General features: G+C 66.9%; 22 protein-coding genes, 1 tRNA gene and 2 pseudogenes. 13 read left to right on the top strand and 12 right to left on the bottom strand.

Annotated elements, in window-relative coordinates:
* Nucleotides 1–29 precede the first annotated feature (29 nt).
* Together B5V46_RS00290 and regB are read right to left on the bottom strand one after the other, a co-directional pair.
* Nucleotides 30–1,577: a PAS-domain containing protein gene (locus tag B5V46_RS00290; protein ID WP_080614738.1), complete on the bottom strand. Its 1,548-nt coding sequence runs from the start codon at nucleotides 1,575–1,577 to the stop codon at nucleotides 30–32.
* Between the two features lie 102 nt (nucleotides 1,578–1,679).
* A complete protein-coding gene (gene regB / locus B5V46_RS00285) occupies nucleotides 1,680–3,074 on the bottom strand; it encodes a sensor histidine kinase RegB (RefSeq protein ID WP_080614737.1) in 1,395 nt (464 codons plus the stop codon).
* 95 nt (nucleotides 3,075–3,169) lie between these two features.
* On the opposite strand from regB, the gene B5V46_RS00280 reads away from it, so the two are divergent.
* Nucleotides 3,170–3,805, top strand: a complete 636-nt coding sequence (locus B5V46_RS00280) for an SCO family protein (RefSeq protein WP_080614736.1) — start codon at nucleotides 3,170–3,172, stop codon at nucleotides 3,803–3,805.
* A 79-nt stretch (nucleotides 3,806–3,884) separates the two neighbouring features.
* Nucleotides 3,885–4,436 carry an ActR/PrrA/RegA family redox response regulator transcription factor gene (locus B5V46_RS00275; RefSeq protein WP_080614735.1) on the top strand — a complete coding sequence of 184 codons (552 nt, stop codon included), beginning with the start codon at nucleotides 3,885–3,887 and terminating at the stop codon, nucleotides 4,434–4,436.
* 42 nt (nucleotides 4,437–4,478) lie between these two features.
* On the opposite strand, the gene B5V46_RS00270 is transcribed toward B5V46_RS00275, so the two are convergent.
* Entirely contained in the window at nucleotides 4,479–5,375 is an 897-nt protein-coding gene (locus B5V46_RS00270) for a LysR family transcriptional regulator (RefSeq protein ID WP_080614734.1), read from the bottom strand.
* 99 nt (nucleotides 5,376–5,474) lie between these two features.
* Between B5V46_RS00270 and B5V46_RS20630 the strand changes: the two genes are divergently transcribed.
* Nucleotides 5,475–5,609 carry a hypothetical protein gene (locus B5V46_RS20630; RefSeq protein ID WP_255377938.1) on the top strand — a complete coding sequence of 45 codons (135 nt, stop codon included), beginning with the start codon at nucleotides 5,475–5,477 and terminating at the stop codon, nucleotides 5,607–5,609.
* On the opposite strand, the gene B5V46_RS00265 is transcribed toward B5V46_RS20630, so the two are convergent.
* Nucleotides 5,606–6,196: an HD domain-containing protein gene (locus tag B5V46_RS00265; protein ID WP_080614733.1), complete on the bottom strand. Its 591-nt coding sequence runs from the start codon at nucleotides 6,194–6,196 to the stop codon at nucleotides 5,606–5,608. The genes B5V46_RS20630 and B5V46_RS00265 overlap by 4 nt on opposite strands.
* A 111-nt stretch (nucleotides 6,197–6,307) precedes the next feature.
* Here B5V46_RS00265 and ahcY point away from each other — a divergent pair, with 111 nt between their 5' ends.
* Nucleotides 6,308–7,702, top strand: a complete 1,395-nt coding sequence (gene ahcY, locus B5V46_RS00260) for an adenosylhomocysteinase (RefSeq protein WP_080614732.1) — start codon at nucleotides 6,308–6,310, stop codon at nucleotides 7,700–7,702.
* An 80-nt stretch (nucleotides 7,703–7,782) separates the two neighbouring features.
* Here ahcY and trpB read toward each other — a convergent pair whose 3' ends face one another.
* The gene (gene trpB / locus B5V46_RS00255) at nucleotides 7,783–8,985 is read right to left on the bottom strand and encodes a tryptophan synthase subunit beta (RefSeq protein WP_080614731.1); all 1,203 of its coding nucleotides are present in this window, start codon (nucleotides 8,983–8,985) and stop codon (nucleotides 7,783–7,785) included.
* 181 nt (nucleotides 8,986–9,166) lie between these two features.
* Here trpB and B5V46_RS00250 point away from each other — a divergent pair, with 181 nt between their 5' ends.
* Both B5V46_RS00250 and B5V46_RS00245 read left to right on the top strand, forming a co-directional pair.
* A complete protein-coding gene (locus tag B5V46_RS00250) occupies nucleotides 9,167–9,508 on the top strand; it encodes a DUF2853 family protein (protein WP_080614730.1) in 342 nt (113 codons plus the stop codon).
* A gap of 335 nt (nucleotides 9,509–9,843) precedes the next feature.
* Entirely contained in the window at nucleotides 9,844–10,704 is an 861-nt protein-coding gene (locus B5V46_RS00245; RefSeq protein ID WP_080614729.1) for an MBL fold metallo-hydrolase, read from the top strand.
* A 15-nt stretch (nucleotides 10,705–10,719) separates the two neighbouring features.
* Here B5V46_RS00245 and B5V46_RS00240 read toward each other — a convergent pair whose 3' ends face one another.
* The 4 genes from B5V46_RS00240 to tsaD are packed head-to-tail and all read right to left on the bottom strand — an operon-like array spanning nucleotide 10,720 to nucleotide 13,455.
* On the bottom strand, nucleotides 10,720–11,133 hold the full coding sequence (locus B5V46_RS00240; RefSeq protein ID WP_080614728.1) for an EVE domain-containing protein: 414 nt from the start codon (nucleotides 11,131–11,133) through the stop codon (nucleotides 10,720–10,722).
* Nucleotides 11,133–11,405 carry a YciI family protein gene (locus tag B5V46_RS00235; protein WP_080614727.1) on the bottom strand — a complete coding sequence of 91 codons (273 nt, stop codon included), beginning with the start codon at nucleotides 11,403–11,405 and terminating at the stop codon, nucleotides 11,133–11,135. Before B5V46_RS00235 ends, B5V46_RS00240 begins: the two co-directional genes overlap by 1 nt.
* 2 nt (nucleotides 11,406–11,407) lie before the next feature.
* Entirely contained in the window at nucleotides 11,408–12,373 is a 966-nt protein-coding gene (locus B5V46_RS00230) for an NAD(P)H-dependent glycerol-3-phosphate dehydrogenase (RefSeq protein ID WP_080614726.1), read from the bottom strand.
* Complete coding sequence (gene tsaD / locus B5V46_RS00225) at nucleotides 12,370–13,455, bottom strand: tRNA (adenosine(37)-N6)-threonylcarbamoyltransferase complex transferase subunit TsaD (RefSeq protein WP_080614725.1); 1,086 nt, start codon at nucleotides 13,453–13,455, stop codon at nucleotides 12,370–12,372. Before tsaD ends, B5V46_RS00230 begins: the two co-directional genes overlap by 4 nt.
* A 78-nt stretch (nucleotides 13,456–13,533) precedes the next feature.
* Between tsaD and B5V46_RS00220 the strand changes: the two genes are divergently transcribed.
* The 3 genes from B5V46_RS00220 to B5V46_RS00210 all read left to right on the top strand — a co-directional run bounded on the left by B5V46_RS00220 (nucleotide 13,534) and on the right by B5V46_RS00210 (nucleotide 16,978).
* A complete protein-coding gene (locus tag B5V46_RS00220) occupies nucleotides 13,534–14,256 on the top strand; it encodes a uroporphyrinogen-III synthase (protein WP_080614724.1) in 723 nt (240 codons plus the stop codon).
* Nucleotides 14,257–14,337: 81 nt separating this feature from the next.
* Nucleotides 14,338–15,567, top strand: a complete 1,230-nt coding sequence (locus B5V46_RS00215) for a COG4223 family protein (protein ID WP_080614723.1) — start codon at nucleotides 14,338–14,340, stop codon at nucleotides 15,565–15,567.
* 13 nt (nucleotides 15,568–15,580) lie between these two features.
* Nucleotides 15,581–16,978, top strand: coding sequence for a heme biosynthesis protein HemY (locus tag B5V46_RS00210; protein ID WP_080614722.1), 1,398 nt, complete (start codon nucleotides 15,581–15,583; stop codon nucleotides 16,976–16,978).
* 341 nt (nucleotides 16,979–17,319) lie between these two features.
* Here the strand turns inward: B5V46_RS00210 and B5V46_RS00205 are convergent.
* A tRNA-Thr gene (locus B5V46_RS00205) sits at nucleotides 17,320–17,395 on the bottom strand.
* A 413-nt stretch (nucleotides 17,396–17,808) separates the two neighbouring features.
* Between B5V46_RS00205 and B5V46_RS20320 the strand changes: the two genes are divergently transcribed.
* Nucleotides 17,809–18,102 (top strand): transposase, encoded by a 294-nt coding sequence (locus tag B5V46_RS20320; protein ID WP_080614721.1) that lies wholly within the window; start codon nucleotides 17,809–17,811, stop codon nucleotides 18,100–18,102.
* 280 nt (nucleotides 18,103–18,382) lie between these two features.
* Nucleotides 18,383–18,622 (top strand): hypothetical protein, encoded by a 240-nt coding sequence (locus tag B5V46_RS19430; protein ID WP_155773868.1) that lies wholly within the window; start codon nucleotides 18,383–18,385, stop codon nucleotides 18,620–18,622.
* A gap of 90 nt (nucleotides 18,623–18,712) precedes the next feature.
* On the opposite strand, the pseudogene B5V46_RS19425 reads toward B5V46_RS19430, so the two are convergent.
* Together B5V46_RS19425 and B5V46_RS00190 are read right to left on the bottom strand one after the other, a co-directional pair.
* Nucleotides 18,713–18,838 (bottom strand): annotated as a pseudogene (locus tag B5V46_RS19425) (aldehyde dehydrogenase family protein); the annotation flags it as partial.
* Nucleotides 18,839–18,904: 66 nt separating this feature from the next.
* A complete protein-coding gene (locus tag B5V46_RS00190) occupies nucleotides 18,905–19,603 on the bottom strand; it encodes a transposase (protein WP_080614719.1) in 699 nt (232 codons plus the stop codon).
* Nucleotides 19,604–19,620: 17 nt separating this feature from the next.
* On the opposite strand from B5V46_RS00190, the pseudogene B5V46_RS00185 reads away from it, so the two are divergent.
* Together B5V46_RS00185 and B5V46_RS00180 are read left to right on the top strand one after the other, a co-directional pair.
* Nucleotides 19,621–19,809 (top strand): annotated as a pseudogene (locus B5V46_RS00185) (glycoside hydrolase family protein); the annotation flags it as partial.
* Nucleotides 19,809–20,168, top strand: coding sequence for a hypothetical protein (locus tag B5V46_RS00180; RefSeq protein ID WP_080614717.1), 360 nt, complete (start codon nucleotides 19,809–19,811; stop codon nucleotides 20,166–20,168). The pseudogene B5V46_RS00185 and the gene B5V46_RS00180, both read left to right, overlap by 1 nt.
* The last annotated feature ends 213 nt before the right edge of the window (nucleotides 20,169–20,381 follow it).

The following is a 20,381-nucleotide window of genomic DNA, read 5'->3' as shown; positions in this document are numbered from 1 at the left end:
AACGCCTGCCCCGCTTGCCGCAAGCGGGATCAGGCGGAAGAGGCGCGCGGGATGGCGGGTGTTTCGCGCGCTTCGGTGCGGGCGGCGGCCGGACGGAATTCGACCAGCATGCAGCCGCCTGCGATGGGCTTGAGATGACAGTCCAGCCTCTGGCCGTCGCGGCGGAACAATTCGCAGCTCCAGGCCTCGCGCTGGCGGATGCGGCGCGGCAGCTCGGACCCGGCCTCGGACGGGCCCGGCAGGCATTGCGCCTGCCATTGCGCGGTGGCGCCGGAGATGTCGGTATTGCCCATCACAAGCCGCGGGTCCTCGCCCCAAAGTTTGGCATAGGCGCTGTTCGAGAGCGTCAGAATTCCGGCGCTGGAGAACACGGCCATGGCCTCTGGCAGCGAGTCGATCACCGCCTGACCGGTTTCGATCTCGCTGCGGAAGCGCCGGGTCATCGACATTTCGGTGCTGATATCCTCGAACAGGAAGGCCACGGCGCCATCGGGATGCGGCCGCCCGGTCACCCGGTAGACCTGCCCGCCGGGCAGCGTCCAGGTATCGGAATAGACGCCGTCGCAGGCATCGCGTTCCAGCCGCAGGATCTGTTCGCGCCAGGACCGGAAATTCTTGGGCTCGGGCATCATCCGGGTTTCGCGCAGCCGGTCTAGCAGGTTCAGAAGCGTGGGCCGGCCGGTCAGGAATTCGGGCTCGAGATTGAACAGCTCGGAAATGGCCGGGTTGAACAGCACCAGCTCGCGCGTGCGGTTGAAGACGGCAAGCCCGATGGGCAGCTCGGCGAAGGTCTTGGTCAGGGTCTGGACGAAGTTGCGCAGTGCCGTTTCGGCCCGGACCGTGGCATCGGCCGGAAGCGCGAAATGCAGCGAGGCCCCGTGAGCCTCGACCGAAACGCAATCGAACCAGCGGTCGCGGTCGGCGCCGATGTCGATGGCCTGGCGCCGGGGCGCGCCGCTTTCGCCGAAGTCCTGCGGGAACAGCACCGGCAGCGGCCAGACGATCTGGCCTTCGTCATGGCGGCCGCGCACGATGTCGAGATAGGCGCTGTTGGCCCAGGCCACGCCGCCCTTCTCGTCGCGTTGCCAGGCCGGGGTGGGCATCGCCTCGACCACGTCGCGCAGGGTGGCCAGCTCGGCGGTCAGGGCGGCCAGGCTTTGGGCATCGGTCAGGTCGGCCCGATCGTCGAAGCGCGGCATCCGCAGCGTCAGCCGGATCACACCGTCAAGCCAGACGGCGGTCAGCTGGGCCTCGCCCCCGGCCTCGGCAAGCAGCGCCGAGCCGTCCTTGGGAAGCCGTTCCATCCGTTCGGGAAAGCCGGGAAAGCGCGGCACGATCAGCGCACAGAAGCGTTGCCAGTCGGTCAGGCCCTTCGGCCCGCCGGCCAGAAAGCGGCGGCCATCCGGGGTGGCATCGACGAGATGCTCGCCATCGAAGAGAAACACCATGTCGCCCTGGGCCTCGGCCGCCGGATCGCGGGGCCTCCGGGGCAGAAAATGCAGCACGAACAGTGCCGCCACTGCGCTCGTCAGCGAGATACCCGACAGAACCAGCGCAAATCCCCAGTCGATGTCCATGGTGCGGCGAGAATCCTTCGTTGATCCTGTTCAGTAAGCGGTCACCTTGGTTAATTTCCAGTTAATTCAACCTATGCGTGTTTATCTGGAATTGCTATGGCCTCATGCTTCGATCGGGGCATTCTCGCCAAGTGCCGCAAGCTGGGCCTCGGCGCTGACGCCGATCTTGGAGGCGGGCCATTCGACCTCGACCACGGCGCCGCGCTGGTCCGAGCGCTCGGAGGTCAGCATCGGGTCGCGCCCATTGGCGAAGCTCAGGGTCGCGCCCGAGCGCTCGAGCATGGTCTTGGCGATGAACAGCCCAAGCCCCATCCCTTCATATTCGGGACGTTTCTTCTGCTGTTCCGGGTTCTTGCGCTGCCGGACGAACGGGTCGCCAATGCGGCCCAGCAGATGTGGCGGATAGCCCGGGCCGTCATCCATGATCCGCACGCTGATCTCGGTCTGGGTCCATTGTCCCACGACCCAGACCCGGCTTTCGGCGAAATCCACGGCATTCTGGATCAGGTTCCTGAGCCCGTGGATCACTTCGGGGCGGCGGTAGATCACCGGCATCCGCGGGCTGCCGCCATGGATCGGATCGAAGCTGAAGATGATCTCCTTGCCGCGGTCCAGATGCGGCTCGGCCGCCTCGTCGATCACCGCCTTCAGCGGCGCGGTATGCATATGCAGGTCGTCCTTGCCCGCGCGCCCCATCGAGCGAAGGATGTCGCGGCAGCGATCGGCCTGCTCTCGCAGCGTCTCGATATCCTCGCGCAGGCCGGGCTTGTCCTCGACCTCGTCCATGAGTTCCGAGCTGATCAGCTTGATCGTGGCCAGCGGCGTGCCGAGCTCATGCGCGGCGGCGGCGACGACGCCGCCCAGATCGGTCAGCTTCTGCTCGCGGGCCAGCGCCATCTGGGTCGCCAGGAGCGCGTCGGACATCTTGTTCATCTCGGAGGTGATGCGGTCGGCATAAAGCCCGAGGAAGGAGATCCCGATTACCAGCGCGGCCCAGAAGCCGAACAGGAAGAGATGCGGCAATTCCTGGATCTCGCCTGCGGCATCGATCAGCGGCACATGGTAGAAGGTCATCAGCGTGATCAGCGCGAAGGCGGTATGGGCGATGAACAGCGTCGACATCCGCCCCAGCGCCGTCGCCGAGATGGTGACCGGCGTCAGCAGCATCAGCGCGAAGGGGTTGTTGAGCCCGCCGGTCAGAAACAGCAGTGCCGAAAGCTGCACCACGTCGAACAGCAGCGTCAGCATCGCCTCGTTCTCGGACAGGCGCCGGTTCTCGGGATAGATCGCGACGGCGATCACATTGGCCAGCACGCTGACCCCCACCACCAGCAGGCACAGGCCCAGATCGAGCTGGATATGGAAATAGAGATTGGCAACCGCGATGGCGACGACCTGACCGGCGACGGCGGCCCATCGCAGCAGGATCAGGGTCCGCAGGCGGATCCAGTTGCTGCGCTCCGTCGGCGGCAGCAGGCCGGTTGCGATATCGGACATCGGACCCCCAGGTTCAGGCTTGCCTCTTGTTAATCGGGGCGAGACGGTCGATCAATGCGACATGCACCTGAAGGCCGGCGGCGAAGGAGGCGCGGATGAAACGGATCGTTCTGGCGGTTGCGGCCGGTGTGGCGCTGGCGGCGGTCGCGGTGCCTGCGCTGTTCATCTGGGGCCCCTGGGCGCCCGAGGACCGTTTTGCCTCCTGCCGCAACGGCGGGCCGCGCCCGGGGCTGTCCGAACTCGGCGGTCCCTTCACCCTGACCGACCAGACCGGAACCGCTCTGACCGAGACCGACGTGATCGCCGGGCCGACGCTGATCTATTTCGGCTATACTTTCTGCCCCGATGTCTGCCCGTTCGACAATGCCCGCAATGCCGATGCGGTCGATCTGCTGGAGGGACGCGGCTATGAGGTGCGCCCGGTCTTCATCTCGGTCGATCCGGCCCGCGATACGCCCGAGGCGCTGGCGGCCTTCGCCTCGATGATGCATCCGCGGATGCTGGCTTTGACCGGGACGCCCGAGCAGGTGCGGACGGCAAGCCGGGCCTATCGCACCTTCTACCGCATCCGCGACCCGGAAGACCCCTATTACCTGATCGATCACTCGACCTTCACCTATCTCGCCTTCCCCGAAACGGGTGTGGTCGAGGCCTTCGAGCGGGACGTCACGCCCGAGGACATGGCGGCGCGGGTTGCCTGCTTTGTCGATCGCGTCCGGAGCCTGGACTGAGCCGAAACGAGTTAAATTGACCCTGCCGCGTTAACATTCTAGAACAACCGGAATATTACGCTCACCAGGAGGGTGTCGCATGGCTGAGCAGGAGTATGAAATCGGGGAAGACCCGTCCTTGTTGATTGTCGACGATGACGAGCCTTTTTTAAGGCGTCTGGCGCGGGCGATGGAAAAGCGGGGGTTCCAGCCCGAAATGGCCGAGACGGTCGCGGCAGGAAAGGCCATCGCTTCGGCGCGGCCCCCGGCCTATGCGGTCGTCGATCTCAGGCTTGAGGATGGAACCGGCCTCGACGTGGTCGAGACGCTGCGCGAGAAGCGTCCCGATGCCAAGATCGTGGTGCTGACCGGATATGGCGCCATTGCCACCGCCGTGGCGGCCGTGAAGATCGGCGCGACCGACTATCTGTCGAAGCCCGCCGATGCAAATGACGTCACGGCCGCGCTTCTGTCGAATGGCGAGGCGCTGCCGCCGCCGCCCGACAATCCGATGTCGGCCGACCGCGTGCGCTGGGAGCATATCCAGCGGGTCTACGAGCAATGCGACCGCAATGTCTCGGAAACTGCGCGCCGTCTGAACATGCACCGGCGGACGCTGCAGCGGATCCTGGCCAAGCGCAGCCCGCGCTGAGACCATCGCCGAGATCAAGACCGGGGCCAGGGGCGCGGACCGTCAGGTCCCGGCCTGCGGCCCCGCTGCCTGCCGCAACCAGCCGATGAAGGCGCGCAGCCGTGCAGGATGGTGCCCCGGCCGGGTCACGATGTGATAGCCGAGCCCGTGCGAGTCCTGCTCGAACAGCGCGGCCAGCCTGCCTGCGGCCAGATCGTCCTCGACCAGGGTGATCGGCTGGATCGACAGCCCGTAACCGGCGCGCGTCGCCGCCAGCGACAGGCCGGTCGTCGGGAAGGAGGTGGCGCGAACCCGCGTCCAGCTCAGACCCGCGCTTTCCGCCCATAGCGCCTGTTCCGGGGAATCCTGCGCGGTCAGCCAGGTGAAGCGGGTCAGTTCGGCGAAGCTCTCGGGCCGCGGGGCGCCCGTCAGTTTCGGCGTTCCGACGACGACGAAGCGGGTACTGGTCAGCAATTCGGTCGAAAGCCCGGGCCATGCGCCGGACCCGTAGCGGATCGCCAGGTCATAGCCGCCGCTCAGCAGATCGACCAGCGCGGTCGAGGGGATCAGGGCCAGCTCGATCTCGGGATGCGCCGCCCAGAAGGTGCCAAGCCGCGGCATCAGCCAGTTTTCGGCAAAGGCCGGAGTCAGCGAGATCTTCAGTGGGCTGGTATCCTCCGTTGCCCGTACCGCGTCTACGCCGTCCTGGATCTTCCGGAATGCCTCGCCCAGAGCCTCGGCCAGCCGGGCGCCCTCGGGCGTTGCGGTCATGCCGCGGTTGTCGCGCCGGACCAGAGCCAGTTGCAGATGATCCTCGAGTGCCCGCACCTGCTGGGCAACGGCGGCATGGGTCACATTGAGTGACCGCGCCGCCGCCGAAAAGCTTTCCAGCCGCGCGGTCGCCTCGAAGGCGCGCAGCGCCGTCAGGGGCGGCAGGCGGGTCCAGTCGATATCGGCCATCTGTTAGCTGAACTTACAAGGCAAAAGAATTCCTGACTCTCGGATATTCCCTGCTGAGCTTAACAATAAAGGGGAGAGCTTTGTAAGGGAGGACCCCCGATGTTTGCCATCCTGTCAGATATGCTTCTGCTGGCCTCGCGCCAGGAACACCGGATCAATCACCGTCTGCCCGACCGTCCGGTGGTGCCCGAGGTCCATCTGCCGCGCCGCCGTTCCGTCCCGCGGTGGCGCTAGAGGCGCGCCATCAGCGCGGCATGGCGCGCGGTATAGGCCGTGCGCACCTCGACCGGCGGGCGCAGCCGGATTTCGAGCCCCTCGATCAGGTCCGGCCGGGGCCGGCCGAAAAACCGGTTCGCCTCGGCAGGCTCGAAGCCCGCGATCTGGGTCGCCTCGAGCCAGGCCGACAGGCTGTCGGCCCGCTTGATCCTTGCCTTGACGGTCTTCGGCACCGCGGCGGGCAGGCCGAAGCGGATATGGATCGCCGAGGCCAGCCGGGTGTCGAGCTCGCCATAATTCGGGCCCACGGCGGCCTTCACCGGCGAGATCATGTCGCCGATCACGTATTCGGGCGCGTCATGCAGCAGCGCGGCCAGCCGCCAGCGCACCGGTGCCTCGGGCTGGATCCGGCCGAAGATTTCCTCGACCAGCAGCGAATGCTCGGCCACCGAATAGGGATAGTCGCCCCGGGTCTGGCCGTTCCAGCGCGCGACGAAGGCGAGCCCATGGGCGATGTCCTCGATCTCGATATCGACCGGCGTCGGGTCCAGCAGGTCGAGCCTGCGCCCCGACAGCATGCGTTGCCACGCGCGCGCTTGTTTCATGGTGATCCGTTTCTCCCGGGACGTTCGATTGCCACGGAGCAGTCGCATTGTCGAGCCATCTGCGTGATGGTATGTGCCGTTCTAGCCGACAATTACGAGGAGAGTAGCGCCATGGCGCCGGACTACATTGTCAAGGACATCGCGCTGGCCGGGTTCGGTCGCAAGGAACTCGACATCGCCGAAACCGAAATGCCCGGCCTGATGGCGCTCCGCGAGGAATATGGCGAAGCCAAGCCGCTGAAAGGCGCGCGTATTGCGGGCTCGCTGCACATGACGGTGCAGACCGCCGTCCTGATCGAGACGCTGGTCGCGCTGGGGGCCGATGTGCGCTGGGCGTCCTGCAACATCTTCTCGACCCAGGACCATGCCGCCGCCGCCATTGCCGAGGCCGGGGTCCCGGTCTTCGCCATCAAGGGCGAGACGCTGCCCGAATACTGGGACTATGCCGACAGGATCTTCCAGTTCGGCGAAGGCACGGCCAACATGATCCTCGACGATGGCGGCGACGCCACGCTTTACATCCTGCTGGGCGCGCGGGTCGAGAATGGCGAAGAGAACCTGATCGCCGTCCCGACCTCGGAAGAGGAAGAGGCGCTGTTCGCCCAGATCCGCAAGCGGATGGCCGAAAGCCCCGGCTGGTTCACGAAACAGCGCGACGCCATCAGGGGCGTCTCGGAAGAGACCACGACCGGCGTGCACCGGCTGTACGATCTGCACAAGAACGGCCTGCTGCCCTTCCCGGCCTTCAACGTGAACGACAGCGTCACCAAATCGAAATTCGACAACAAGTATGGCTGCAAGGAATCCCTGGTCGACGGGATCCGCCGCGCCACCGACGTGATGATGGCAGGCAAGGTCGCCGTGGTCTGCGGCTATGGCGATGTCGGCAAGGGTTCGGCCGCCTCGCTTCGCGGCGCCGGTGCCCGGGTGAAGGTGACAGAGGTCGACCCGATCTGCGCCCTGCAGGCCGCCATGGACGGCTTCGAGGTGGTCGTGCTGGAGGATGTGGTGTCCTCGGCCGATATCTTCATCACCACCACCGGCAACCGCGACATCATCTGCATCGAGCATATGCGCGAGATGAAGGACATGGCCATCGTCGGCAATATCGGCCATTTCGACAATGAAATTCAGGTGGCCGCGCTGAAGAACCACAAATGGACCAATATCAAGGACCAGGTGGACATGATCGAGATGCCCTCGGGGGCGCGGATCATCCTTCTGTCCGAAGGCCGGCTGCTGAACCTGGGCAATGCCACCGGCCATCCGTCCTTCGTGATGTCGGCTTCCTTCACCAACCAGGTTCTGGCGCAGATCGAGCTGTTCACCAAGGGCGAGCAGTACGAAAACCAGGTCTACGTGCTGCCCAAGCATCTGGATGAGAAGGTCGCCCGGCTGCATCTGGACCGGATCGGCGTCAAGCTGACCACATTGTCGCCCGAACAGGCCGCCTATATCGGCGTGACGCCAGAAGGCCCGTTCAAGCCCGAGCATTACCGCTACTGATCCCCGCGCGCCTTGCGCGAAGATGGCGCCGTCCGGATTTCCGGGCGGCGCTTTTCGTTATCGGGGGCCGGCGGTACGGCTCAGAGCGCCTCGCCGAAGCCGAAGGTCTCGGTCACATAGTCGATATCCTTGTCGCCGCGGCCAGACAGGTTGATGAGGATCGACTTGCCCGGATTGGCCTTTGCCTCGCGCATCGCGAAGGCCACCGCATGGGCGCTTTCCAGCGCGGGAATGATGCCCTCGCGGCGCGACAGCTCGAAGAAGGCGTTCAGCGCTTCCTTGTCGTCGGCCGAGGTATAGCTCACCCGCCCGGTCTTGTGCAGATGCGCATGTTCCGGTCCGACGCCCGGATAGTCGAGCCCCGAGGCCACGGTATGCACCGGCGCCGGCTCGCCCTTCTCGTCGGTCAAGACCAGCGTCCGGAAGCCGTGAATGTCGCCGTCATGGCCATAGGTGATGGTCGCGGCGTGATCGCCCAGATTGGACGAGGTGCCCGCGGGCTCGACCCCGTAGAGCGCAACGTCATCCTCGATGAAGCCCGAAAAGATCCCCATCGCGTTCGACCCGCCGCCGACGCAGGCCGCCACCATGTCGGGCAGCTCGCCGGTCAGCTCGAGGAACTGCTCGCGCGCCTCGACACCCACCACATGCTGGAAGTTGCGCACCATCATCGGGAAGGGATGCGGACCCACCACGGACCCGATGGCAAAGAGCGCATGATCGGCCTGGGCGATATAGCTTTCGAAGCAGCTGTCGACCGCCTCTTTCAGCGAGCGCCCGCCGAAGGAGACCGGCACCACCGTCGCGCCCAGAAGCTTCATCCGGGTGACGTTGGGCGCCTCCTTGGCGATGTCGACCTCGCCCATGTGGATCTCGCATTCCATGCCGAAATAGGCCGCAGCCGTGGCCAGCGCCACGCCATGCTGGCCCGCGCCGGTCTCGGCCATCAGCTTGGTCTTGCCCATGAACTTGGCCAGAAGCCCCTCGGCCATGCAATGGTTCAGCTTGTGCGCGCCGGTATGGTTCAGATCCTCGCGCTTGGCATAGATCTGCGCACCGCCGCAAAGATCGCTGAGATTCCTGAGGTAAGAGACCGGCGTCGGCCGCCCCTGGAAATGGGTGCGGATGTAGCGCAGTTCGCGGATGAAATCGGCTGATTTCGAGATCCGGTCATAGGCCTCGCGGATCTCGGCGAAATGCGGCTCGAGCGGCGGCGGCAGCATCGCGCCGCCATAGTCGCCGAAGAAGCCGTCGCGCGTCGGTGTGGTCTTGAGATAGGTCATGTCGTCTTTCCACTCTGTCCTGGGCACTCTTTCCTGGGCTGGGCGCGATCAGACACCCTGTGCCCGTCGGTCTCAAGACGCGAAAGCGACACATAGGGCGGTGCCGGCCCGGATTTTTCTTGCCCGGCGGGCGGGCGGGGCTAGGCTCGAAGCTGGCGAGGAGGCCAGAGGAGGAAGACGGATGGGAAAGCGCGCTGCGTTGATCGAGAAATACGCACAGGACCTCAGGACGAAATGCGGGATGGAGCCCGATATGGATCTGCTGACCAAGGTCACCATCGGCTGCGGTCCGGCGATCTACGATGCCGATGCAGAACTGGTCGCGGCGGGGCAGCCGGGCGAGATCGAGACGGTGCGGACCAATTTCCTGATCCGCAAGCTGGGCTTGACCGACGGCCCCGATCTGGCCGAGGCGATCCAGGCTGCGATCGAGACCTATGGCGTCTCGAACCCGCACAAGTACCGCGCCGTGCTGTATTACATGCTGGTTCGGCATTTCGGAAAAGAGCACATCTACGGCTGACTTCGCCCCGGTCGGACTGCAACAGATCCGTCCTGCCCCGGCACTGTTTCCAGCAAGTCGTATAAAATGCCGAGAACATTGGGTTTGTGGACGGGGCGTGGTCGGCGTATGGTCAATTCATGCCCGCCAGGACGGCAGGGCCCTCATGGAATTCACGTGTGGTGCGCCAGGGTGCACGTGGGGTGATGGAGGGTTCTGCGCTTGCGGAACCCTCCATTCATGACCTCCCGCTCCGGCTCTGCCCATCGTCTCTGGCGGAACCCTCCGCCCTGTCGGTTGTTCTCGTCCATGGGGATATGATCCCCCGAAAGACCAGAATTACCGGAGAATTTCCCATGACAGCTTCGCCCGTTGTGACGCCGTTCCACGATGAGGCCACAGGCAGCCTGCAATATGTGATCCATGACCCCGCCACCCTCGAAGGCGCCGTGATCGACCCGGTGCTCGATTTCGATCCGGCCGAGGCCCGGGTCACGACCGCGAATGCCGACCGGATTCTCGACCATGTCCGGGCCGAGGGGCTGCGGATCGGCTGGGTGCTCGATACCCATCCCCATGCCGATCATTTCTCGGCCGCGCATTACCTTGGCCGGGCGCTGGGCGCGCGGCGGGGCATCGGCGCGCGGGTGATCGAGGTGCAGGCGCTCTGGCGCGATCTTTACAACCTGCCCGAGGCTTTCCCCGCCGGGGCGCGCGACTGGGACGGGCTGTTTCGCGAGGGCGACGAGATCGCGCTGGGCAATCTGACGCTGCGGGTGCTGGCGACGCCGGGCCATACGCTGGCCTCGGTCAGCTATCTCGTGGGCGATGCCGCCTTCGTCGCCGATACCTTCCTGCGGCCGGATGCCGGGACCGCGCGGGCGGATTTTCCGGGCGGCAGCGCTTCGGTCCTCTACGACTCGCTCGGGCGGCTCTTGTCGCTGCCGGACGAGACGCGGCTGTTCATCGGCCACGATTATCCCGAGGAGGGTGCGGCGGTGCAGCCGATGGCGACGGTGGCCGAGCAGCGCCGGAACGTGCATCTGGATGGCGTGACGCGCGAGGCGTTCATGGCGACCCGGCAGACGCGCGATGCGACCCTGTCCCTGCCCGACCGCATGCTGGCCGCGCTGCAGGTCAACCTGCGCGGCGGTCGCCTGCCAGAGCCCGAGTCGGACGGGCATTCCTATCTCAGGATCCCGCTGAACCGGTTCTGAGCGTCGGGCGGGTGCTCAGAGCCCGCCCATCTCGCAGACGATCCGCCATTCCTCGTCGGTCACCGGCTGCACCGAAAGGCGCGAATTGTTGACCAGCACCATGTCCTTCAGCCGCGGCTCGGCCTTGCACATGTCCAGCGTCACCGGCCGGGGCAAGGGCGTGAGCGCCTTGATGTCGACGCATTCCCAGCGCGGGTCGTCGGCCTTGCTGTCGGGATGGGCCTCGGCGATCACCTCGACGATGCCGACCACGGCCTTTTCGCTGAGTGAATGGTAGAAGAAGCCCCGATCGCCGGTCTTCATGGCCCGCATGTTGTTGCGGGCCTGATAGTTGCGCACGCCGTCCCATTCCTCGCCGGCCGCGCCTTTCGCGACCTGATCGTCCCAGCTCCAGGCGTTGGGTTCGGATTTGAACAGCCAGAAGGCCATCAGCCGACGACCTTCTTCCAGGCCTGCACAGAGACGCTTTCGAACAGGCCCGCCCCGGCATAGGGGTCGTTCGCGGCCCAGGCCTCGGCCGCCGCCTTGTCCGCGACATCGAGGATCACCAGCGAGCCGCACATCTCGCCCGCCTCATCCAGGAACGGCCCGGCCTGCACCACCACGCCGGTTTCGGCGACATAGGCCAGATGCGCCTCGCGATTGGCCTTGCGAGTCTCCAGATGGCCGGGCTTGTCCCGGCAGATCAGCGCGAAATACATGGTCATTCCTCCTTCAGGGGGCGGCTCAGCAGGATCTTGACCGCCTCTTCGATGCTGCGATGGCCATCGATGACCTGGGCTACGCTTTGGGTCACCGGCATGTCGATGCCGCGTGCCCTGGCGATGGCCGCGACGGCGCGGGCGGTGGCCGCGCCCTCGACGGTCACATCGGGGTCGAACCAGGCATTCCGCCCCAGCGCCACGCCATAGCCGAAATTGCGCGATTGCTGCGAAGTGCAGGTCAGTACCAGATCGCCGAAGCCCGACAGCCCGGCCAGCGTCTCGGGCTCGGCGCCATAGCTCTGGGCAAAGCGCTGCATCTCGGCAAAGCCCCGGGTGATAAGCGCGGCCCGCGCGCTTTCGCCGAGCCCCGTGCCGATGACGATGCCCGCGGCGATGGCCATCACGTTCTTCAGCGCGCCGCCCAGCTCGGCGCCCACGGTATCGGTGCTGCGATACAGCCTGAGCGTCGGCGTCGACAGCCGTTCCTGCAGCACGAGCCCTGCATCGGGATCGGCGCAGGCCAGCGTCAGCGCGGTCGGCAGTCCGCGGGCGATGTCGGCGGCAAAGCTGGGGCCGGTCAGGACGGCAGGCACCACCCCGGGACAGGTTTCGGCGATGATCGCGCCGGGGCCCCGCCCGGTGGCCAGATCGACGCCCTTGCAGCAGGCGACCATGTGGCGGGCCTTCAGCACCGGTCCATGGGTTTCGAGAACGCTCGCCAGTGCCTGCATCGGCGTGGTCAGCAGCAGCAGGTCGCAATCCGCGATATCCGCGATCTCGGAGGTGACAGAGAGGTCTTCGGGCAGGGTGACGCCCGGCAGGCGCGGGTTTTCGTTGCCGTTTCGGATCTTGTCGGCAAAGTCCGCCTGATGCGCCCAGATCGTCGCCTTGCGCCCGGATTGCGCCAGAACGACGCCAAGCGCCGTGCCGAAGGCCCCTGCCCCTGCAATTCCGATTCCCCTCATGCCTTGGCTCCTTTCTTGCCGGCCCCGATCAGCGCAGGGCTTCTTTTGTCAAGCGGCCAGCGCGGCCGGGCGGCAAGCGCCATGTCGTCGCGGGCGCCGAGGCGAAAGCGCTCGAGCCCGGCCCAGGCGATCATCGCGGCATTGTCGGTGCAGAGTTTCAGCGGCGGCGCGACGAAGGGCAGCCCGGCCGTTCCGGCCAGATCCTCCAGCGCGGCCCGGATCGCGCGGTTCGCGGCGACCCCGCCCGCGACGGCCAGAGCCGTCGCCTCGGGACAGGCCGCCAGCGCCCGGGCGGCCTTGCCCGCCAGCACGTCGCGCACCGCCGCCTGAAATCCGGCGCAGAGATCGGCGCGGTCCTGCACCGTGATCCCGCCCTTTTCGGCGATGATGCGGTCGCGGGCACGCAGGAGCGCGGTCTTGAGGCCCGAGAACGACATGTCGCAGCCCGGCCGGTCCATCAGCGGGCGCGGGAAGGTAAAGCGCGCCGGATCGCCGGTTTCGGCCGTGCGTTCCACCGCCGGGCCGCCGGGCTGGGGCAGGGCCAGCAGCTTGGCGGTCTTGTCGAAGGCCTCGCCCGGCGCGTCGTCGATGGTGCCGCCGATCCGTGCAAAGTCTTCGGGGCCGGAAACGGCAAGAAACTGGCAATGCCCGCCCGAGGCCAGCAGCATCAGATAGGGAAAGTCCAGCCCGTCGGTCAGTCGCGGCGTCAGCGCATGCCCGGCCAGATGGTTGACGCCGACCAGCGGCAGCCCGGTCGCGGCGGCGATGCCCTTGGCGACCATCACCCCCGACAGCACGCCGCCGATCAGCCCGGGCCCGGCCGTCACCGCCACCGCGTCGAGATCCGAAAACCCCAGCCCGGCCTCGGCCATCGCCCGCTCGACGCAGAGATCGAGCCGTTCGGCATGGGCACGCGCGGCGATCTCGGGCACCACGCCGCCGAAGGCCGCGTGCAATGCGGTCTGGCCCTCGACCACCGAGGCCAGGATTTCGGGGCGCCCGTCGGCATTCTGGCGCACCAGGGCGGCGGCCGTATCGTCGCAGCTGCTCTCCAGCCCAAGGATCGTGAGTGTTTCGGCCATGGCTCCGCCGTTGCGTACCCGTCGGTCGGCAGGTAACACCACCGGGACCACAGGCACAATCCCGCGAGGAGGTTCGCCTTGCCCCAGCATTCCCCCCTGCTTCTGCTCACCCGCCCGCGCGTCCAGTCGGCCCGCTTCGCCGGGGATTTCGTCCAGCGGTTCGGTCCCGGCATCGCGATCCGCACGGCGCCGGTCCTCGACATCGTGCCGCGCCCCGATCCGGTGTCGCTCGAGGGCTTCGCGGGGCTGCTGTTCACCTCGGAGAACGGCGTCGCCGCGCTGGCGGCCGCCAACCCGGCGCGGGATCTGCCCGCCTATTGCGTGGGCGAGCGCACCGCCGATGCCGCCCGTGCCGTCGGGTTCCGCGCGACCGCGGCCGAGGGCACCGCGGCCTCGATGATCGCGCATTTCACTGCCGATCCGCCCAAGGCCCCGCTTTTGCACCTGCGCGGCGAACATGCCCGGGTCGAACTGGCCGAGGCGCTCAGCGCCATCGGCCTCCCGACCGAGGAGCGCATCGTCTATGCGCAGGAGGCCCTGCCCTTCCCGTCCGGCATCGCGGCCGAGATCGAGGCCGCGCCCCTGACCCTGCTGCCGCTGTTCTCGCCTCGGTCGGCTTTGCTCGTCGCCGAACGGCTGCGCGGTTCGGGCGGCCGGTTCGCGCTGGTGACGATGAGCCCGGCGGTCACGGCCTCCTGGGACGGGCCGCAGCCCATTGCCCTGATCGAGGCCGAACGGCCCGATGCCCAGGCCATGATGGACGGTCTGGCTGCGGTAATGGGTGCCGTTGGCGTGCCTTGAGGACGTAACGGCTAGTCTTTAATGTGCGAGGGGGTGCGCGACGCGCGGTCTCAGACAAAGCGAATCGAAAGGCGGGTTCCCGTGGCAAAAACCGAAGACGAAACCGATTCCGAGGACACCAGGACGTCGCAACCCGAAGGCGGCGGAGAGACCGGCGAAGGTCGGCTGGAAACGGCGATCCGCACGGCGCGCGACCGCGACGAGACGGACGAGGACGCCAATACCGAACCGCCGCGCGACGAACCGGCGGCCGAAGACGACAGGCCGGCCAAAGAGGTCCCTGACACCGGGCCCTCCGAACCGGCAGCGCCACTCTCCCCGGCGGCGGCACCGGTTCCGCCGAAGCGCGGCCCTGGCGGGATCGTCGCACCGGTGCTGGGCGGCGTTCTGGCGGCCGGGATCGGCTTCGTCACCGCGCAATACATCCAGCCCGAGGGCTGGTCCTTCCCCGGCACCAGCGCCGGGCTTGGCGAGAAGGGGCTGGCCGTGCTGACCGAGACCGGTGCGCGGCTCGACCGGATCGAGGCGGCGCTGGCCGAGCGCCCTTCCGGGACCGGGTCCGACGACACCCTCGCCCCGCAGATCTCTGCCCTTCAGGAGCAGATCGGCAAGATCGCCGATCAGCTTGCCGGGATCGACGCCCGCGTGACCGAGCTTGCCGAGGCGCCTGCCGCGGCGGCCAGCGGCGAGGCGGCGGCCGCGCTCAAGGCCTATGAAGACCAGATCGCGCAGATGCGCGAGCAGAATGCCGAACTCAGCGCCTCGGTGCAGGAAGTGGCCGAGAAGGCCCAGGCCGATATCGGTCAGGCGATGGACCGTGCAGCCCAGGTCGAGGCCCGCGCGGCATTGATGCGGATCGACGCGGCGCTGGCCGATGGCGCGCCCTTCGACAGCGCGCTGGGACAGTTCGGTGCGATCGAGGTACCCGAGGCCCTGACGGCGGTGGCAGCCAAGGGCGTCGAGACCCTGCCCGAGCTGCAGGATTCCTTCCCGGCCGCGGCGCGGGCCGCGCTCGAGACCTCGCTGAAGGAACAGGCGGCGGGCGGCGCCGGCGACAAGTTCAAGGCCTTCCTGCGCAGTCAGCTCGGCATGCGTTCGCTGACCCCGCAAGAGGGCGACGATGCCGATGCGGTTCTGTCGCGGGCCGAGGCGGCACTGCGCGAGGGCAATCTCGACGCCGCGCTGTCCGAGCTTGACGGGCTCGATGACGATGCCCGGGGCGAGATGGCGGGCTGGATCGACGCGGCCCGCGCCCGGGCCGATGCCGTGGAGGCCGCGCAGAGCCTCGAGCAAACGCTGAACAGCAACTGAGGACGCGCGAAACATGCTCTGGTCTCTTCTCAAGATCCTCTTCTTCGTGATCCTCGTCGCGGCGCTGGCTTACGGTGCCGGTCTCCTGATGGAGACGGGGCCGGGCCTCAGGGTCTCGGTCGCGGATAAGGAATTCGTGCTGGGCCCGCTTCAGGCGGTGATCATGGCGCTCCTGACCGTCGTCGGCGTCTGGCTGCTGCTCCGGATCGCGGGGTTTCTGGTGGCGCTGCTGCGCTTTCTCAATGGCGACGAAACCGCGATCAGCCGCTATTTCAGCCGCTCGCGCGAGCGCCGCGGCTTTCAGGCGCTGGCCGACGGCATGCTGGCCCTGGCCTCCGGCGAGGCCCGGCTGGCGATGTCGAACGCGGCCAAGGCCGAGCGCTTCCTCCGCCGGCCCGACCTGACCAACCTTCTCTCGGCCCAGGCGGCCGAGATGCTTGGCGACAAGGGCCGTGCGCGCGACATCTACAAGAAGCTTCTGGGTGACGACCGCACCCGGTTTGTCGGCGTGCGCGGGCTGATGAAGCAGAAGCTGGCCGAGGGCGACAGCGAGACCGCGTTGAAGCTGGCCGAGAAGGCCTTCGCGCTGAAGCCGCGCCATGCAGAGACCCAGAATGCGCTGCTGCAGCTGCAGGCCAGCGCCGAGGACTGGAAGGGCGCGCGCAAGACCCTGAACGCCAGGCTCCGCCATGGCAATATCCCGCGCGATCTGCACCGGCGCCGCGACGCGATCCTGGCGCTTTGCGAGGCGCGCGATCTGATGGTCGATGGCGACGAGCCGCGCGCGCGCGATCTGTCGATGGAGGCCAACAAGCTGTCGCCCGATCTGGTCCCCGCCGCGGTGATGGCTGCGCGGGCCTATAATGCGCAGGGCCGCGACAAGCAGGCGGTGCGGGTGCTGCGCCGCGCCTGGGAGGCACAGCCGCATCCCGATCTGGCGGCCGCCTTCGCCGAGCTCGTGCCCGAAGAGACGCCGCAGGACCGTATCCAGCGTTTCGCCCCGCTGACAGAGCTGCGCCCCGACGATCCCGAGACCCGGATGCTGTCGGCGGAACTCGCGATCGCCGCCGAGGATTTCCCGGCCGCCCGCAAGGCGCTGGGCGATCTGGCCGAGACGGCACCCACGGCGCGCGCGCTGGCGCTTATGGCGGCGATCGAGCGTGGGCTCGGCGCCGATGACGAGGTGGTGCGCGGCTATCTGGCCAAGGCCATCGGCGCGCCGCAGGGCCCGCAATGGGTCTGCGAGAGCTGCGGCACGGTGCATTCGGCCTGGACGCCGGTCTGCGCTCAGTGCAGCGGCTTCGACACGCTGGCCTGGAAGCCGGCCGCGGCAGGTCCTGCCGGGCTTGGCGGTGCGTCGGACATGCTGCCGCTGCTGGTCGGCGGCGGGGCCGAAAAGCCGGCGCAATAGAACGGAACGTGGCTGTCCTCCCTGCCGGGAGGGCCGCCGCGCGCGCCGAACCGCCGGTGTCGTCCGTCCGGCAGGCTACGCCATGCGTGAGGGCCTCTGCCGCGAGACAGCCGGGCATCGGGCCGCAGAGATCTGAGATACCCGCCCCGCCAGCGCATATAGGCCCTGCTGTCTTGCAGCCCGTCGTATGACGGATGCCCAGCCCACCCTGCGATCCGGGTCATACCCGGCCGGCGAGATCGTCCGCACGCGCATCAGATAGCCCCGGTCAGAGCGGCTTTCGCATTCTTGTTCGGCGCGCAATATTGCCCGACAATCAGGTGATCCGACGATGCAGGGAGTGGTGCCTCAAGAGGGACTCGAACCCCCGACCTTGTCCTTACGAAGGACCTGCTCTACCAGCTGAGCTATTGAGGCGGACCGAGCGTGCGTTTAACCGGATCGCCCGAGCCGTTCAAGTGGAAACAGGACGGCCTGTCCTCTTCCGTGCAGAAGATTGTGCCAGCTCTTTTCCGCGAGACCTCGGGTTCTCCGCATCTGCGAACCGGTCCTCGTCGCCCCGGCCGCAGGGTCATCTTCCGGAGAGTGGCACGCTCGGCTTTCCCGGTCATGACCTGCCCCTGCCGGTCCCTCATTCCTGGCGAGAGTCTGCAGGTTTGATTTTGGTATTCTGGTGCCTCGTCGGACGCAGGCGCGCCGGGCGCGGAGTCCTCAAATTGCTCAAGCGCTCGGCGCGCTCGTTGCGGTGTCTGAGCTACCCCCCGAAATTCGGACACTGACATAAGCTAGGATTTGCAGTCTGCTGATCTTCGACGAGAAGGAGATCAGAGATGTCGAAACGCAAGCGGCACGCGCCTGAGTTCAAGGCGAAGGTCGCGCTGGAAGCCCTGAAGGGTGAAGAGACGGCGGCCGAGCTGGCGAGCCGGTTCGGGGTGCATTCAACGATGATCCATCAATGGAAGCGGGCCGTGCTCGAAGGCACGTCAGGCGTTTTCGAGCGCGGGGGCCGCAAGACGCCCGAGATTGACGAGGAGCAGGTGAGGGAGCTCCACGCCAAGATCGGGGAGCTGGCGGCGGCCAACTCTTTTTTGGAACGAAAGCTGAAGCCCTGGGGCGGGAAGTGAGGCGCGGTATGATCGAGCCGGACCACCCGGATCTCTCGATCGGCCGGCAGTGCGAGCTACCGTCGATCGCACGCTCATCCTATTACTACGAGCCGAAGGGCGAGACCGAGCGGAGGCGCAGAGCCTCGAATGCGAGGCCGGCCGCGTCCTTCATGTGCTGTGCGAGCCTGACGAGGTTAGGAGGGCTCTGGTCGGTCTTCGCGGGGTTCTGCCGGGCGCAGGCCGCCTATGGGCCCATTACCTCGGGATCCGGCTGCACCCCAAGACCGTCAGGATCGAGATGCTGCGGGAGCGGTTCGAGATTAGCGGCGACGACGATCTGGACCTGCGGACCGAGGACGAGAAGGCCCGCGCGGCGGTCACCCGCTGGCTGGAATGGCAGGGGCATGTCGGGCACCTGGACCGCCGGGAGCAGGGCGCGGTCTGGGATGCGGTGCGCGCTGAAGGTTGCTCTTATCGCCGGAGGCGCGGCAACGGAGGCGGGGCGTCTCTATGTGAAGGCCATGCGCAAGCTGGCTGACGTGGTGGAGCGCCGATAGCGGACGGTATTACCTCTGGCGACCACAGGGGCCACCCGGGTTAATTCCGTGCCGCATTCGCGCGGCCGTCATCAAATATAAAGCGACTTGGCGTTCACGAACTCCTTCATGCCGAAGCCGCCATGTTCCCGGCCGTAGCCCGAATCCTTGACGCCGCCGAAAGGCATGTTGGGGATCGAGACATTGTAACTGTTGAGTATCCGTCATGCGCAGGCGGGTTTTTTGACCCATAGGCGGTCGGCTTTGACGAGTGCGTTCGCAACCTAGATCAGCCAGCGCATGAGCGCGACGAGCGCGATTTTCGCTGGCTTTCCGGCTTCGCGCAGCTGCAGATACCTGGCCTTGAGATCCGGGTTGAACCGCATGGCGACGAGAGCAGGCATGTAGAGCGCGTCACGCAGCGGCTTTCGTCCGCCGCTGATGAAGGACTTGCCTTTCCATTGGCCCGACTCCCTGTTGTGCGGCACCAGCCCGGCCCGACTCCCGGCCTGCTTTCGCCCCAGCGCACCGATTTCCGGGAGGAAGGTGAAAATGGCAGCGGCGGCAATCTGCCCAATTCCGGGGATCGAGCTTAGGATGTCGCGCTTGCGCGCGCACGTCGTGTCCTCGGCAATGCGCCGTGCGATCTCGGCGTCGAGTTCGCCGAGCTGCCGTTCGATCAGGGTGAGGTGTGTGTTCGTCCGACGCTTCAGCAGGACACTGGTCAGGATCAGGCGGCGATTGCGCAGACGGCCCCGCTCCTTGATCAGCGCCGCTCGTGGCGTCTGCAAGTCATCGAACTCACGCAGATTCTCCAAAACGGGCTCGTCGGGTTCCAGGCCCAACGCGGCCCCCATACGCGCAAGACAGCGGGCGTCCACCGCATCCGTCTTGGCATGTGTTCCGACGGCTTGCGCGAAGCGTCGCGTCTGCAGAGGGTTGACCTTCACGAGCGGGAACTCTCCCGAGAGAGCCGTCTCCACGCGATGCCGCGTTCACCAGCCTTGCCATCAATGTCGGCGTGGCTGGCGCGGGTCGATCCACCGCGACCCGGCGCCTGAGCGAGGGCGACGTGCCGGGCGCCTGCGAGGCCCTGACCTGGTGGAACAAGGCGGGCGGGCGCGTTGTCGCCGGGCTCAGGAACCGCAGGACCGAGGAATACGGTTACCGCATGCGCGAGGCATCGTGATGGGATGGCTGATGCAGCTCCTCGGCGGCGGGCTGGCGGGCCAGCTGCGCGAGGCCTATGAGGCGCGGCTGCGCGCCTCCAATGATGCCGACCGGATCGCGGCCGAGATCCGCATTGCCGAGCTGCAGGAGCGTCAGGCGAACCGGGCGCTCGGCGGGCGCCTGACCGCGTGGGTGCAGGCCGCCTGGGCGGCGCCGTTCATCCTCTACAACGCCAAGCTGCTGATCTGGGACAAGGTGACTGGGCTCGGCGTCACCGATGCGCTGTCTGCCGACCTGCTGGACCTGCAACTGCGGATCGTGACGTTCTATTTCGGCGGCGCCGCAGCTATCGGGGTCGTGCGGGCGCTGCGGCGGTAGGCTGTGGGGTACCGCCCGGTGCAATGCCGGGCGGAGCGAGGGCATCGCGGAAGCGGCGGGTTAACTGGACACTGATCTAAGCAGGCGTGATCGGATCAGGCGGTCAGATGTCCGCTGTGGCTTCGCCTTCGTCCCCAATTCAACTTGCCAATTTCTTGCCACTAGACGACGCAAATTCATGCTTCGTTCTGCATGATGTGCGGCTTTAGGTTT

This window comes from Rhodovulum sp. MB263, from assembly GCF_002073975.1.
GTDB lineage: Bacteria > Pseudomonadota > Alphaproteobacteria > Rhodobacterales > Rhodobacteraceae > Rhodovulum.
The sequence above is the reverse complement of the archived record's forward strand: the minus strand, read 5'-3'. Positions and strand labels throughout refer to the sequence as shown.

What these genes read in the sequence shown, in the direction of transcription:
- B5V46_RS00290 (WP_080614738.1), bottom strand. Translation starts at nt 1,577, where the DNA reads ATGGACATCGACTGGGGATTTGCGCTGGTTCTGTCGGGTATCTCGCTG.
- regB (WP_080614737.1), bottom strand. Translation starts at nt 3,074, where the DNA reads ATGTCCGATATCGCAACCGGCCTGCTGCCGCCGACGGAGCGCAGCAAC.
- B5V46_RS00280 (WP_080614736.1), top strand. Translation starts at nt 3,170, where the DNA reads ATGAAACGGATCGTTCTGGCGGTTGCGGCCGGTGTGGCGCTGGCGGCG.
- B5V46_RS00275 (WP_080614735.1), top strand. Translation starts at nt 3,885, where the DNA reads ATGGCTGAGCAGGAGTATGAAATCGGGGAAGACCCGTCCTTGTTGATT.
- B5V46_RS00270 (WP_080614734.1), bottom strand. Translation starts at nt 5,375, where the DNA reads ATGGCCGATATCGACTGGACCCGCCTGCCGCCCCTGACGGCGCTGCGC.
- B5V46_RS20630 (WP_255377938.1), top strand. Translation starts at nt 5,475, where the DNA reads ATGTTTGCCATCCTGTCAGATATGCTTCTGCTGGCCTCGCGCCAGGAA.
- B5V46_RS00265 (WP_080614733.1), bottom strand. Translation starts at nt 6,196, where the DNA reads ATGAAACAAGCGCGCGCGTGGCAACGCATGCTGTCGGGGCGCAGGCTC.
- ahcY (WP_080614732.1), top strand. Translation starts at nt 6,308, where the DNA reads ATGGCGCCGGACTACATTGTCAAGGACATCGCGCTGGCCGGGTTCGGT.
- trpB (WP_080614731.1), bottom strand. Translation starts at nt 8,985, where the DNA reads ATGACCTATCTCAAGACCACACCGACGCGCGACGGCTTCTTCGGCGAC.
- B5V46_RS00250 (WP_080614730.1), top strand. Translation starts at nt 9,167, where the DNA reads ATGGGAAAGCGCGCTGCGTTGATCGAGAAATACGCACAGGACCTCAGG.
- B5V46_RS00245 (WP_080614729.1), top strand. Translation starts at nt 9,844, where the DNA reads ATGACAGCTTCGCCCGTTGTGACGCCGTTCCACGATGAGGCCACAGGC.
- B5V46_RS00240 (WP_080614728.1), bottom strand. Translation starts at nt 11,133, where the DNA reads ATGGCCTTCTGGCTGTTCAAATCCGAACCCAACGCCTGGAGCTGGGAC.
- B5V46_RS00235 (WP_080614727.1), bottom strand. Translation starts at nt 11,405, where the DNA reads ATGTATTTCGCGCTGATCTGCCGGGACAAGCCCGGCCATCTGGAGACT.
- B5V46_RS00230 (WP_080614726.1), bottom strand. Translation starts at nt 12,373, where the DNA reads ATGAGGGGAATCGGAATTGCAGGGGCAGGGGCCTTCGGCACGGCGCTT.
- tsaD (WP_080614725.1), bottom strand. Translation starts at nt 13,455, where the DNA reads ATGGCCGAAACACTCACGATCCTTGGGCTGGAGAGCAGCTGCGACGAT.
- B5V46_RS00210 (WP_080614722.1), top strand. Translation starts at nt 15,581, where the DNA reads ATGCTCTGGTCTCTTCTCAAGATCCTCTTCTTCGTGATCCTCGTCGCG.
- B5V46_RS20320 (WP_080614721.1), top strand. Translation starts at nt 17,809, where the DNA reads ATGTCGAAACGCAAGCGGCACGCGCCTGAGTTCAAGGCGAAGGTCGCG.
- B5V46_RS19430 (WP_155773868.1), top strand. Translation starts at nt 18,383, where the DNA reads ATGCTGCGGGAGCGGTTCGAGATTAGCGGCGACGACGATCTGGACCTG.
- B5V46_RS00180 (WP_080614717.1), top strand. Translation starts at nt 19,809, where the DNA reads ATGGGATGGCTGATGCAGCTCCTCGGCGGCGGGCTGGCGGGCCAGCTG.